The organism is Streptomyces sp. NPDC001100 (assembly GCF_053598575.1).
Map to the genome: position 1 here is coordinate 1 of NZ_JBSFKO010000047.1, position 13,278 is coordinate 13,278.

10 protein-coding genes are annotated in these 13,278 nt (G+C 70.7%); 6 read left to right on the forward strand and 4 right to left on the reverse strand.

Annotated elements, in window-relative coordinates; genetic code table 11:
- The first annotated feature begins 387 nt into the window (after positions 1 to 387).
- Complete coding sequence (locus ACWDEW_RS42490; protein WP_359614162.1) at positions 388 to 837, forward strand: PTS sugar transporter subunit IIA; 450 nt, start codon at positions 388 to 390, stop codon at positions 835 to 837.
- 78 nt (positions 838 to 915) lie between these two features.
- The gene (gene ptsP / locus ACWDEW_RS42495) at positions 916 to 2,586 is read left to right on the forward strand and encodes a phosphoenolpyruvate--protein phosphotransferase (RefSeq protein WP_450520763.1); all 1,671 of its coding nucleotides are present in this window, start codon (positions 916 to 918) and stop codon (positions 2,584 to 2,586) included.
- A 71-nt stretch (positions 2,587 to 2,657) separates the two neighbouring features.
- Here the strand turns inward: ptsP and ACWDEW_RS42500 are convergent, their stop codons facing one another.
- Positions 2,658 to 3,554, reverse strand: coding sequence for a hypothetical protein (locus ACWDEW_RS42500; protein WP_450520764.1), 897 nt, complete (start codon positions 3,552 to 3,554; stop codon positions 2,658 to 2,660).
- A gap of 22 nt (positions 3,555 to 3,576) precedes the next feature.
- Positions 3,577 to 4,785 (reverse strand): MFS transporter, encoded by a 1,209-nt coding sequence (locus ACWDEW_RS42505; protein ID WP_450520766.1) that lies wholly within the window; start codon positions 4,783 to 4,785, stop codon positions 3,577 to 3,579.
- 111 nt (positions 4,786 to 4,896) lie between these two features.
- On the opposite strand from ACWDEW_RS42505, the gene ACWDEW_RS42510 reads away from it, so the two are divergent.
- Positions 4,897 to 6,222 carry an aminotransferase class I/II-fold pyridoxal phosphate-dependent enzyme gene (locus ACWDEW_RS42510; RefSeq protein WP_450520768.1) on the forward strand — a complete coding sequence of 442 codons (1,326 nt, stop codon included), beginning with the start codon at positions 4,897 to 4,899 and terminating at the stop codon, positions 6,220 to 6,222.
- A 21-nt stretch (positions 6,223 to 6,243) separates the two neighbouring features.
- Here ACWDEW_RS42510 and ACWDEW_RS42515 read toward each other — a convergent pair whose 3' ends face one another.
- Positions 6,244 to 8,211 carry an acetoacetate--CoA ligase gene (locus ACWDEW_RS42515; protein WP_450520769.1) on the reverse strand — a complete coding sequence of 656 codons (1,968 nt, stop codon included), beginning with the start codon at positions 8,209 to 8,211 and terminating at the stop codon, positions 6,244 to 6,246.
- A 214-nt stretch (positions 8,212 to 8,425) separates the two neighbouring features.
- Between ACWDEW_RS42515 and ACWDEW_RS42520 the strand changes: the two genes are divergently transcribed.
- Positions 8,426 to 10,792, forward strand: coding sequence for a glycoside hydrolase family 31 protein (locus tag ACWDEW_RS42520; protein ID WP_450520771.1), 2,367 nt, complete (start codon positions 8,426 to 8,428; stop codon positions 10,790 to 10,792).
- 2 nt (positions 10,793 to 10,794) lie between these two features.
- Here ACWDEW_RS42520 and ACWDEW_RS42525 read toward each other — a convergent pair whose 3' ends face one another.
- A complete protein-coding gene (locus tag ACWDEW_RS42525) occupies positions 10,795 to 11,331 on the reverse strand; it encodes an NUDIX domain-containing protein (protein WP_450520773.1) in 537 nt (178 codons plus the stop codon).
- A 236-nt stretch (positions 11,332 to 11,567) separates the two neighbouring features.
- On the opposite strand from ACWDEW_RS42525, the gene ACWDEW_RS42530 reads away from it, so the two are divergent.
- Positions 11,568 to 11,993 carry a Zn-ribbon domain-containing OB-fold protein gene (locus tag ACWDEW_RS42530; RefSeq protein ID WP_450520775.1) on the forward strand — a complete coding sequence of 142 codons (426 nt, stop codon included), beginning with the start codon at positions 11,568 to 11,570 and terminating at the stop codon, positions 11,991 to 11,993.
- Positions 11,990 to 13,180 (forward strand): lipid-transfer protein, encoded by a 1,191-nt coding sequence (locus ACWDEW_RS42535; protein WP_450520777.1) that lies wholly within the window; start codon positions 11,990 to 11,992, stop codon positions 13,178 to 13,180. Before ACWDEW_RS42530 ends, ACWDEW_RS42535 begins: the two co-directional genes overlap by 4 nt.
- Positions 13,181 to 13,278: the final 98 nt, after the last annotated feature.

Genomic DNA, 13,278 nt, shown 5'->3' on the forward strand with positions numbered 1-13,278 from the left:
CTCAAGGAACGGACGCTTCCTTTGTACTCACCCTCTCGGGCTTTCCTCCGGGCTTCCCTTCGGTGTTCCAAACTCTATCAGTGTTTTTCCGGCCCCCTGACCACCGTCCTGCGAGCATGCAGAAGGCGACCCCGGGATAGGATCTGACAAGTTGGGTGCTGCCAGGCCAGGCAAAGACGCTTGGTCGCGTCGCTCGGCCTCAAGCAGGAGTACGACTGTACATGCGGCCGTCGAGCAGGTGCAAATCGATTAGAGGTGTGGTCTAGACCACTAATCCAGACCTCTCGGGCGGAACCGGTACTACATATGACATACCCTGCTCCTCAGTGTGCCGTCCGGGACAGGCAGTGACGGCCCCATCACATTTCCACCCCTGGGAGGCTTCCCATGACCAGCGTGACGTCCCCGCTCGCAGGACGCGCCATCGGACTGACCGAGGTGCCCGATCCGGTCTTCTCCGGGGCCATGGTCGGCCCCGGCACGGCCATCGACCCCGTACGTGAACCCTCCGAGGCCGTCTCTCCCGTGGACGGAGTCATCGTCTCCCTCCACCCGCACGCCTTCGTCGTCGTGGACAGCGAGGGGCATGGCGTTCTGACCCATCTCGGTATCGACACCGTGCAGCTCAACGGCGAGGGTTTCGAACTGCTCGTCAACAAGGGCGACACAGTGACCCGGGGACAGAGTGTCGTGCGCTGGAACCCTGCCGCCGTCGAGGCCGCCGGCAAGTCCCCGGTGTGCCCGATCGTGGCTCTTGAGGCCACTGCCGAGTCTCTCTCCGAGCTCCGCGAGGACGGCGATGTGAAGGCCGGCGACAGGCTCTTCTCCTGGGAGTGACGTCAGTGCCGTCATATGACGGTGTGCAGGACAACCACCGCGGCGGCGGGACCCGCCGCACTATCGGAGACGGGTGAGATGGAGACAACGCTGCGAGGCGTCGGTGTGAGCCACGGTGTGGCGATCGGCGAAGTTCGGCACATGGGGACGGCGGTTCTGGAACCGCCTGCCAAGCAGATTCCGGTTGAGGACGCGGAGCGTGAACAGGGGCGCGCCCGCCAAGCCGTGGACGCTGTGGCGGCCGACCTGATGGCGCGCGGCAATCTGGCGGGGGGCGAAGCCCAGGCGGTACTCGAAGCCCAGGCCTTGATGGCCCAGGACCCCGAGTTGATGACGGACGTGGAGCGCCGCATCTCGGTCGGCAGCACGGCCGAGCGGGCGGTGTACGACGCTTTCGCCGCCTACCGTGACCTGCTGGCAAGTGCCGGTGAGTATCTGGCCGGGCGGGTGGCCGACCTCGATGACGTGCGGAATCGTATCGTCGCCCGGTTGCTCGGGGTTCCGATGCCGGGCGTTCCGGACAGCGACGAGCCGTACGTACTGATCGCTCGTGATCTTGCGCCGGCCGATACGGCGCTGCTGGACCCGGCCCTCGTGCTCGGTTTCGTCACCGAGGAGGGCGGGCCGACCAGTCACAGCGCGATCCTGGCGCGGGCGCTCGGTGTGCCCGCTGTGGTGGCGCTGCCTGGGGCCGGTGAGCTGGCCGAGGGGACGGTTGTCGCCGTGGACGGCAGCACCGGCGAGATCTTCGTGAACCCCAGTGATGAGAAGAAGGCCGAACTGGAGGCTGCGGCCGCCGCGCGCAAGGCCGCTCTCTCCGCTTCCACTGGGCCGGGTGCCACCTCCGACGGTCACAAGGTGCCGTTGCTCGCCAATGTCGGCGGTCCTACTGACGTGCCGGCCGCACTGGAGGCGGGGGCCGAAGGTGTGGGGCTCTTCCGTACCGAGTTCCTTTTCCTGGACGACAGCAAGAACGCGCCGTCCGAGGAGAAGCAGGTCGAGGCCTACCGGCAGGTGCTTGAGGCGTTCCCCGAGGGGCGTGTCGTCGTGCGGGTGCTGGACGCCGGCGCGGACAAGCCGCTGGACTTCCTGACGCCCGCCGACGAGCCGAACCCGGCGCTGGGTGTGCGCGGGCTGCGTTCGTTGCTCGACCACCCCGACGTACTGCGGACTCAGCTGACCGCGCTCGCCAAGGCCGCCGAGGGACTGCCTGTCTACCTTGAGGTCATGGCCCCGATGGTTGCGGACCGTTCGGACGCGAAGGCGTTCGCGGACGCGTGCCGGGAGGCGGGCCTGCGGGCGAAGTTCGGCGCGATGGTGGAGATTCCGTCGGCCGCGCTGCGGGCGCGGTCGATTCTGCAGGAGGTCGAGTTCCTGTCGCTGGGGACCAACGACCTCGCGCAGTACACGTTCGCCGCCGACCGTCAGGTGGGTGCGGTGTCCCGTCTGCAGGATCCGTGGCAGCCCGCGCTGCTCGACCTGGTGGCGATGTCCGCCGAGGGGGCGAAGGCCGAGGGCAAGAGCTGTGGTGTCTGTGGCGAGGCGGCGTCCGACCCGCTGCTGGCTTGTGTGTTGACCGGTCTTGGGGTCACCTCCCTTTCCATGGGCGCGGCTTCGATTCCGTATGTGCGGTCGACGCTGGCGAAGTACACGCTGGCCCAGTGCGAACGGGCCGCGCTGGCGGCCCGGGCCTCGGACAGCGCCGAGGAGGCGCGTCAGGCGGCTCAGGCGGTGCTGTCCGGCGAGTAGTCAGGCCAGAGGCCGTCCGTCGGTTCTGGTTCAGGGGCGCCCTGCCACTGGGTGGGGCGCCCCTGGCGTGTTCAGTGGTGGTGTCCTCCTGGGGGTTGTTCCAGGTCACCGAGGTCGGGCGGCACGCAGTAGTCGACTCCTGATTCCGGGGAGATGAGGTCTCCGGATTCGACGTCGGTGCAGTAGGCGTCGAAGACCTCGCCGGCGGTCAGGGGTTCCAGGCCGTCGCCACGCAGGCGCCAGCCGTAGATGCAGTCGGTGGTGTCGGGGTTGGTGGTGCGCATGACGAGGCCGCCGGGGCTTCGGGTGGCGATGCCGAGGGCGAGGACGCTGGTGAATTCGAGGGCTTCGACGTCGTCCAGGTGGGTGGATCCGTCCTCGTCCTGGTCGGCGTGGAGGGCGCAGACGATGGTTTCTGGTGTTCCCGAGACGCTGCAGACCAGGTGGCGGTTGCCGGGGCGGGCCGTGTCGAGGATGCGGACGAGGAGGCCGGAGGCCCGGGTGAAGGCCGCGCGGCCGATGTCCTCGCCGCAGGTGGCGCAGGTACCGAGGCGGGCCAGGAGTGTGGTCACGTACTCCCAGGTCGCCTGGCGGACGGCCTCGTCGACGAGGGCCGGGAGCAGGTCGGCGAGGGGTTGGCCCTCGTAGGGCAGGGTGGGGCCGGTGGTGGCGAGTTCGGCGGTGAAGCGGGTGCGGCTGGACGGGTTGTCGGGGTCCAGGCCGCTGTCGGTGCAGAACTCGGCGTATTCCTGGGGGTCGAAGAGGGCCACGCTGGTGTGGCTGCCTTGGGAGGCTCGGCTCCTGAGGAGTGCCTCTACTTGCTGGAGGTAGGCCGTGTGGTCGTCGAAGGTGAAGCTGCGGTAGCGCCGCATGGCGCGGAAGTCCTGCTCGTCGGTCAACAGGCCGATGGTGCCTGCGATTTCGCGGCGCAGAACGCGTCGCATGGTCTGGTGGTCGGTGTGCGCCATGTTTCCCCCTGTGCGCTGTCGATCAATGCTCACTCACAGTAACCGGCGGCACTGACAACGGCGTCCGAGCGAGGGGCTCACGGACCAGACGGTGCTGAATCACGCAGGTCAGAGCGATGGCGGAGCCGAAGACGGTCCAGCCGAGGGGGCCGGCGGCGATGGCCGCGGTGACCGCGAGTGGGCCGACGCTGCGCTGGGTCGACTGGGCGAGTCCGTGGACGCCGAGGTAGGCGCCTTGCGCGGTGCCGGGTGCGAGGGCGACGGAGAGTTCCCAGGAGACGGTGGCGTGCAGCATTTCCGCCATGGTGAAGGCGGCTGCCGATGCGGTGAGGAGCACAGTCGCGCTGACGGCTCCACCGGTGGCCGAGAGGGTCAGGGTGGTACCGCCCAGGGCGAAGGCTGCGGAGAGCGGTATGAGCAGGTTGCGGGCGGCTTTCGTGGTGGCGCCGAAGCGGGCCAGGGGGACTTGGAGGGCTACGACCATCACGTTGTTGAGGACCATCAGCAGGGGTGCCAGGCCGTGCGGTGCCTCGCTGGCGTGGGCGATCCACAGAGGCAGGCCGACCTTGAAGACGGCGTCGTCGAGGAAGAGGACGGTCTCGGTCGTGACGTAGGCGAGGTAGGTGCGGTCGCGCCAGGGGTTCGGAGGCTTGTTCGCACGCGGCGTGTCCTTCGATGTCGCGATGACGCGCTGTGGTGACGGGGGTTCGCCGCAATGCACGGTGAGTGTCGCGACGGCGACGAAGGAGAGGGCGTCGCCGAGAAGGAGCCAGTGGTAGGCGGCGGTTGTGCCGACGGCGAGTGCGGCCGCTGCGGCGAGACCGCCAAGGGCCCAGCCCGCGTTGGCGACGGTTCGGCTGATGGCCTGGTAGCGGATGCGGTGCGGTCCGGCGACGCGGGTGGCGTAGAGCTTGGTGAGCACGTTGGCGGCGCGGTCGCCGAAGCCGCCGGCGGCCGAGAAGGCGATCAGGAGGACGTAGTTGTCCGTGGTGAGCAGGGCGAAGGAGGCGAGGGCGCGCAGGAGTTGGAGGGCGGTGAGGACGCGGGTGAGCGGGAAGCGGTCGGCGAGGCGACCGCCCAGGGGTGCCCCCGCGATGCCGATGGCTCCCGCGATCGCGGCGAGGGTGCCGACCTGGGCGACGGAGAGATGTGAGACGTAGGTGAAGTACAGGACGGACACGGAGGCCCACAGGCCGCTGCCGGTGCGGTCGACGAGAGCGATCGCGAGCATTCTGCGACCGTCGCGTCCTCCGGGTATGCGTTTCGGCCGTACGGCTGTGCGGCGGGTCGTGCTCACTGCTCCCCCTTGCGTCGCATTATGTATTGATACATAGTTGATGACGTGGCAATACAATATGGGATCAGTGGTACGACGGCCAAGGGGATTGCCGCGTCCGTCGAACGGTCCGTGGCCGAGGGCGTGTTGGGACCGGATGCCGCGCTGCCTCCGGTGCGGCGGCTCGCGGACGAGCTGGGGGTGAGTCCGGGCACGGTCGCCACCGCGTACAAGGAGTTGCGGCAGCGGGGCATCGTCGTCACGCGCGGGCGGGGCGGCACCGTGGTGGCACAGGCCCCCGCGATGGCGTCCCGCCGGCCGCCCCGGGTCCCGGAGGGGCTGCGGGATCTGGCCGGCGGGCACCCCGACCCGCTCTTCCTGCCCGCGTTGGCGCCGCCGTCGCGGCTGTCCCCGGGGGCGCGCTCGCACCGGTCGACGCCTCGGCTCGCGCGGTTGGAGCAGGCCGTACGGGACTGGCTGGGACGCGACGGTGTGCCCGTGGAGCAGGTGACCTTCGCGCACGGTGCGCTGGATCTGATCGGGCGGTTGCTGTCGGTGGAGTTGCGGCCCGGGGACGCGGTGGCCATGGAGGATCCCGGGTATCACCATCTGCTGGATCTGGTCACGGCGTTGGGGCTGCGGAGCGTGCCGGTCGCCGTGGACGACGAGGGGCTGCGTCCCGATGCGCTGCGTGTGGCGCTCCGGGCGGGTGTGCGTGCCGTGGTGTACAGCCCCCGGGCGCAGAATCCGTACGGCGGCAGCTTCTCGGCCGCGCGCCGCGACGCCCTGGTCGAGGTGCTCCGGGACGGGCCCGAGATCCTCGTCGTGGAGAACGATCACGCGTCCGCCGTGGCGGGCGCTCCCCTGTGGTCGCCGGTTTCCTGTGGGTTGCCGCGCTGGGTGCACGTGCGGACGGTGAGCAAGTTCCTCGGCACCGACCTGCGGTGGGCCGCCGCGGCCTGTGATCGGACCACGCTGGCGCGGCACGACGGGCGGTTGCTGCTGACGTCCGGCTGGGTGAGTCATCTCCTCCAGGAGACCGTCCACGGGCTGATGACGGACGACGGCACGCGCGCGTTGGTCACGCGGGCGCAGGAGGCGTACAGGCTGCGCCGGGAAACTCTGTTCACTGAACTGGGCGGCCGGGGGATCGAGGCCCACGGGACGAGCGGGATGAATGTCTGGGTGCCGGTGCGGGACGAGTCCGCCGTGGTCAACGGGCTGCGGTCGTACGGCTGGTGGGTCGCCGCGGGGGCGCGGTTCCGCCTGTCGTCGGAGCCGGGGGTACGGATCTCCGTCGCCGAGCTCGAACCGGCCGAGGCGGTGCGGCTGGCCGCGGACTTCGCCGCAGTGCTCGGCGAGGGCGAGTCCGAGGCCACCTATGGAGGGTGATCCGCCGCTACGGGAGGGCGATCAGGCGCGTTTGCGGGCGAGGTCCTCGTAGAAGCTCAGCAGGTCGAGGTTGTCGATGGAACCCGGGTTGACCGCCTTCTCCAACGGGGTGCCCTGGAGGAGGCGTTTGACGGGTACCTCGATGCGTTTTCCGGTGAGGGTGTGCGGGACGCCGGGGACCTCGATGACCTCGTCGGGGACGTGGCGCGGGGAGAGTTGTTCGCGGACCGTCTGCTTGATGCGGCCCAGGAGTGCGTCGTCCAGGACGGCTCCGGGAGCGAGGTGTACGAAAAGGGGCATCCAGTAGCCGCCGTCGGGCTGTTCGATGCCGATGACCAGGGACTCCCTGATCTCCGGGAGCCGTTCGACCGCTTCGTAGATGTCGGCCGAACCCATGCGCACGCCTTGGCGGTTGAGCGTGGAGTCGGAGCGGCCGTGGATGACGACGGAGCCCCGGGGGGTGACGGTGATCCAGTCGCCGTGGCGCCACACTCCGGGGTAGGTGTCGAAGTAGCTGTCGTGGTAGCGAGTGCCGTCGGGGTCGTTCCAGAAGTAGATCGGCATGGACGGCATGGGGTTGGTGACCACGAGTTCACCGACCTCGTCGACCACGGGGTGGCCGTTCGGGTCCCAGGACTGGAGGTCGGTGCCCAGGCCGGGGGCCTGGAGTTCACCGATGTACACCGGGAGGGTCGGTACGGCTCCGGCGAAGCAGGAGCAGACGTCCGTGCCGCCGCTGACCGAGGCGATCCACAGGTCGTCGCGGACCTCGTCGTGGAGCCAGCGGAACCCGTCCGGGGGCAGCGGTGAGCCAGTGGTGGCGACGCACCGCACCTTGGAGAGGTCGAAGTCTCGGGAGGGGTGCACGCCGGCCTTGCGGCAGGCCATGACGTACGCGGCCGAGGTGCCGTAGAGGGTCGCACCGGTGCGTTCGGCGATGCGCCACTGGGCGGCCGTGTCGGGGTACCCGGGGCTGCCGTCGTAGAGGACGATCGTCGTGCCCGTCAGGAGACCGGAGACGAGGAAGTTCCACATCATCCAGCCGGTGGACGTGTACCAGAAGAAGCGGTCCTCGGGGCCCAGGTCGCAGTGCAGGCCGAGTTGTTTGAGGTGTTCTACGAGGATGCCGCCCTGGGACTGGACGATGGCCTTGGGGAGGCCTGTCGTGCCGGAGGAGTAGAGCACCCAGAGGGGGTGCTCGAAGGGGACCTCCTCGAAGACGGGTTCCACGTCGGCCGAGGTGAGGGACGACCAGTCCAGGGCGCCTTCGGGGGCGTCGGTGCCCAGGAGGGGGATGTGGACCACCGCGCGGAGGGTGGGCAGTTCACGGCGGAGTTCGGCGACCGTGTCGCGGCGGTCGTGCTCCTTGCCGCCGTAGCGGTAGCCGTCGACCGTGAACAGCACGACCGGTTCGACCTGTTGGAAGCGGTCGAGGACGCTGCGGGCGCCGAAGTCGGGGGCGCAGGAGGTCCAGACGCCGCCCACGGCGGCTGTGGCGAGCAGGGCGACGACGGCCTGCGGGATGTTCGGGAGGTAGCCGCTGACGCGGTCCCCGGGGCGTACGCCGAGGGTGCGCAGTTCGGCGGCCAGGGAGCCGACCTGGCGGCGGAGCTCCGCCCAGGTGACCGGGGTCGGTTCGTGGGTCTCGTCGACGTACAGGAGGGCCGGTTCGTGGGCGCGGGTGGCGCTCGCGCGCAGGGCGTGCTCGGCGTAGTTGAGGGTCGCTCCGGGGAACCAGTGGGCGCCGGGCATCGAGCGGTCGCCGAGCACGCGCGCGTAGGGGGTCGAGAAGCGGACGTCGAACCACTCGGTGACGGCCTGCCAGAAGGTGTCCAGTTCGTCGACGGACCAGCGGTGCAGCGCCGTGTAGCCGCCGCCGGCGGGGGCTCCGTGGTGTTCGGCCGCCCAGGACTGGAACCTGGTGACCTGTGCCTGGGCGATGCGTTCCGGATCTGGCTGCCAGAGCGGCAGGGGGTTCGCGGTCGACATGGGGCGGCTCCCGGGACTGTGCGCGTCGTGTGCGTCGGTCGCGCACGTGCGGGGGTGTGCGCGTGACGCGGCTGACACGGACGATGCCATGTGATCGACTTCTGCACCAGGGCACGTTCCAGATGATCCGTGCCGTGAAGATGTGGTCCCACCACGGGTGAACGGAAGTTGAACGACGCGGTTATCCGGGGCTCGTAATGGCAGGGTGAGCAGCATGGATGGTCGTGACCTGGTGCGTTCGGTGAAGGTGGTCGGTTCAACGGGGGCGGCGCAGGGGTTGCGTACCGTACGGGCGGCGTGGCGCAGGAAGCGGGCCGACGCCACCGGGCTGCCCGCGCGGGGGGCCGAGCGGGCGCGGGTGCCCGGGCCGGTGCGGGACGCGGAGCCCGGGCCCGGCGGCGGGGTTATCCGGTTCAGCCGTTCCGAGCTGCGCATCACCGTCGCCGTGAACGGGGCGGTCTTCTGGGGCTGGGACGGGGCCGCTCCTGAGCCCTCGTACGCGCTGGCGGGGCGACGCCCGGAGCCGGACCCCCGGGCCGTCCTGGAGCCGGACAAGGACGGCGGCTGGCGGGTCGTGGCGGAGCGGGTGACGGTCGCCGTGTCACGGCACGGAGCGGTCGAGGTGCGTACGCCCGGCGGTGTGACGCTGCGCCGGGATCTGCCGCCGCGCTGGTGGGAACCGGTGGGCGGGGGCACGGCGCGCTGGATGCAGCGGTCGGAGGTGGCGGCGGACGCCCGGTTCTTCGGACTCGGCGGGCGTGCGTCGGGTCCCCGGCTGCGCGACGGGACGTACCGGCTGTGGAACACCGACCCCGGGCGGGCCTTCGGGCCGGACGACGATCCGCTGTACATCACCATGCCCGTGCAGTTGGTGGTGGCCGACGCGGCCACGCATCTGGTGTTCCACGACACCTCCTGGGACGGCACGGTGACACTGCGGGAGGGCGAGGAGGGTGCCGGTTCCGGGCATGACCGGGCCGGGGCGTCCGAGCTGCGGATGGACGGTGGTCCGCTGCGCTGCTGGGTGATCGTGGGCACCCCCGCGCGCGTGCTGCACGCCTGGGTCTCACTCACCGGTGCTCCCGCGCTGCCGCCTGCGTGGGCGTTGGGGCACCATCACGCGCGGTGGGGCTTCGGCAGCGAGCAGGAGGTCCGGCGGATCGTCGCCGGCTACCAGGAGCGTGGTCTGCCGCTGGACGCCGTCCACCTGGACATCGACCACTACGACGAGCACCAGGTGTTCACCGTCGACCACGAGCGGTTCCCGAAACTGCCGGTGCTCGCCGAGGAGTTGGGGCGGGACGGCATCCGGCTGGTGTCGATCGTCGACCCTGCGGTGAAGGCCGAGCCTGGGAACGCCGTCTATGACAGTGGCACGGCCGAGGACGCCTTCGTACGGGACGCCTCTGGGCGGCTGGTGCGGGGCGTCGTATGGCCCGGGGAGGCGGTTTTCCCGGACTTCACGCACGCGCGTGTGCGGGAGTGGTGGGGCAGGCTCTACGAGGAGCGGCTCGCCCAGGGGTTCGCGGGTTTCTGGCACGACATGAACGAGCCCACGTCGTTCGCCGCCTTCGGGGAGTCGACGCTGCCGCGTTCGGCCCGGCACGACCTGGAGGGGCGCGGCGGTGACCATCGTGAGGCGCACAACGTGTACGCGCTGTGCATGGCCAGGGCGGCCTACGAGACCTTGCGCGAACTGGCCCCCCAGGAGCGACCGTTCCTCTTCTCGCGCTCCGGGTGGGCCGGGATGCAGGCCTACGGGGGCACCTGGTCCGGCGATGTGGCCACCGGCTGGCCGGGGCTGCGGGCCTCGCTGTCGCTGGTGATGGGACTGGGGCTGTGCGGGGTGCCGTACTCGGGTCCGGACGTGGGCGGCTTCGACGGGAGTCCGTCGCCCGAGCTGTATCTGCGCTGGTTCCAACTGGGCGCGTATCTGCCGCTGTTCCGTACGCACGCGAGTCTGCGGGCGGGGCGTCGCGAGCCCTGGGAGTTCGGCGGTGACGTGCTGGAGCACGCGCGCGTGGCGCTCGTCGAGAGACGGCGGCTGCTGCCGTACTTCATGACACTGGCGCATCTGGCGCGGCGGACCGGGGCGCCGTACGTGCGGCCCCTGTGGTGGGGTGCTCCGGAGGATCGTGCGCTACGGGACTGCGAGGACGCCTTCCTGCTGGGCGACTGCCTCCTGGTGGCGCCGGTGCTCACCCCGGGGTCGGACCGGCGTGCGGTGCAGTTGCCGCGGGGGCACTGGTACGACACGGAGACGGAGCGGGTCTACGAGGGGCCGGCCCAGGTTCTCGTCGACGCCCCGTTGTCGCGGATCCCGGTGTTCGCGCGCGCGGGTGCGGTGCTGCCGGTGCGCGGTGCGGACGGAGGTCTTGAGCTGGAGGTGTGGGCGCCCGCCCGTGGGCGGACCGGGGGCGGGCTGGTGGTGCCGGACGCGGGCGACGGCTGGGACGAACCGGAGATCGAGCGGTACGTCGCCCGCTGGGAGGGCCGGCGGGTGGTCGTGGAGCGGGAGTCGGAGGACGGCGTGAGCGCGCCGTCCTGCCCGGTGCGGATACGAGGGCTGGGCGAGGGCTGACCTCAGATGTACCGGCCCTCGAACCAGGCCCTGACGGCCACGGAGTGCAGCGGGAAGGCGAGCTCCTCCGGCCTGCGCAGGAGGTGCCAGCCCTCCGTCTCGTCGGTGGCGGCGGACTTGGGCAGGGTTTCGACCGGGCGTTCCGGGAGGACTCCGAAGAGCAGGAGATGGCCGTCGGGCGAGCTGATCGCGTCGACGAGTCGTACGTCGCGGCTCGCGGCCTCGATGCCGGTCTCCTCCCTGAGTTCGCGGACGAGAGCCTGCCGCCAGTCCTCGCCGTGGTCGACGTAGCCGCCCGGCAGGGCGACGCCTCCACGCGCGGGGGCGACGGTTCGGGTGATGACGACCAGGGCGGTGCCCTTCGTGTCGTACACGGGCTGGAGTGCGACGGCGACGGGCAGCGGGTTGCGGTAGGCGACCGTGCCGCAGGCCGGGCAGGTGCGGGGCCAGCCGGAGACGCCCTCTCCGTAGGGCGATCCACAGCTCGAACAGTGGGAGTCCGGCGCGGAGTTGGGGACGGAGCCTTGAGTTTCGGACACCCGGCGGACTGTATCCGATCAAGCGGAGGGAGTCTTTCCGGGGGCCGTGCGCGAAACGGGAGGGACGGCCGGAACCACCCCCGTGGGCCCCGGCCGTCCCTCCCGGTATCACGACGCCGGAAGCGGCTCGTTGGTTCACCGAAACGCCCTGCTCATTTTCCGTTGCCCGTGGCACACTTCTGACGTTCCGTCAGATCCAGTGCTGTGGAGGGACGTTGTCGCGGACACGCACACCTGTGGTCACCGATTGGTTCACCGGGGACGGGGACGCCTTCCGGCTGCTCGGCACGCGCTGTTCGGCGTGCGCCTCTGTCTTCTTCCCGCGTGAGGACGGGCATTGCCGCAATCCGGGCTGCCGGGGCGGCGAGTTGGAGGAGGTCCCCCTGTCGCGGCGCGGGCGTATCTGGTCGTACACGGACAGCCGGTACCGGCCACCGTCACCGTATGTGAGCGATCCGGAACTTCCGTGGGAGCCGTACGCGTTGATCGCTGTGGAGCTGGAGTCCGAGCGGATCGTGGTGCTGGGACAGGCGGTTCCCGGGATCACCGTCTCCGATCTGACGGTGGGCATGGAGGTGGAGGTCGTCCCCGGTGTGCTCGACGAGGACACGGAGACGACCTGGACGACCTGGCACTGGCGGCCTGCGGGGGTGACGGCATGACGGGGGACGTGGCGGTGCTCGGTGCGGGCATGCACCCCTGGGGCAAGTGGGGGCGGAGCTTCGTCGAGTACGGCACGGCGGCGGCCCGGGCGGCGCTCGCCGACGCCGGGCTGGAGTGGCGGGACGTCGGTTCGATCGTCGGCGCGGACACGGTGCGTGGCGGGTACCCGGGGTATGTGGCGGGCGCGACGTTCGCGAAGGCGCTGGGCTGGCAGGGCGCCCGGGTGGCGAGTGTGTACGCGGCGTGCGCGTCCGGGGCGCAGGCCGTCAACGCGGCGCGGGCGCAGATCCTGTCGGGGCTCGCGGACGTGGTGCTGGTCGTGGGCGCCGATGCCGCGCCCAAGGGGTTCTTCCGGCCGGCCGGCGGCGAGCGGCACGACGATCCGGACTGGCTCCGCTTCCGGGTCCTCGGGGCGACGAACCCGACGTACTTCGGGCTGTACGCGCGCCGACGGATGGCCCTCTACGGGGACACCCCGGAGGACTTCGCCCAGGTGAAGGTGAAGAACGCCGCCCTGGGCGCGCTGAATCCGTACGCGCGCTACCGCAAGCGGGTCTCCGCCGAGGAGGTCGCCGCCTCCGCGGTGGTCGCCGATCCACTGCGACTGCTCGACATCTGCGCCACCTCGGACGGCGGGGCCGCACTGGTGCTGTCGAGCATGGAGTTCGCGCGCCGGCACGGGACGGCGGACCCGGTGCGGATCCGCGCGGTGTCCACGGTGACGCCGCGCTATCCCAACACGGTGCTGGACCTCCCGGACATCGCCACGGACTCCGCGGCGGGCGCGCCACCGCCGGACGAGACCTTCCGGGCGTCGATAGCCGGCGCGGCCTACGAGGAGGCGGGCATCGGCCCCGAGGACCTCTCCCTGGCCGAGGTGTACGACCTCTCCACCGCCCTGGAGTTGCAGTGGTACGAGGACCTGGGGCTGTGCGCAGAAGGAGGGGGCGCCAAGCTGCTGCGGGAGGGCGCGACGGCCCTGGGCGGGCGCATACCGGTGAACGCGAGCGGTGGACTGGCCTCCTTCGGGGAGGCGGTGCCGGCCCAGGCGATCGCCCAGGTCTGCGAGTTGACCTGGCAGTTGAGAGGTGACGCGGGTGACCGGCAGGTCGCGGGGGCACAGGTGGGGATCACCGTGAACCAGGGGCTGTTCGGGCACGGGTCGGCGGTGCTGGCGGTGCGGTGAGCGGCGGAGTGCCGCCCAACCGGCGCGATCGGCCCGCAAGGTGCGTGAACGTCTAATGAACTGGGCCTGGGCGTACGCCGGTGGCGTCATCATGCTGC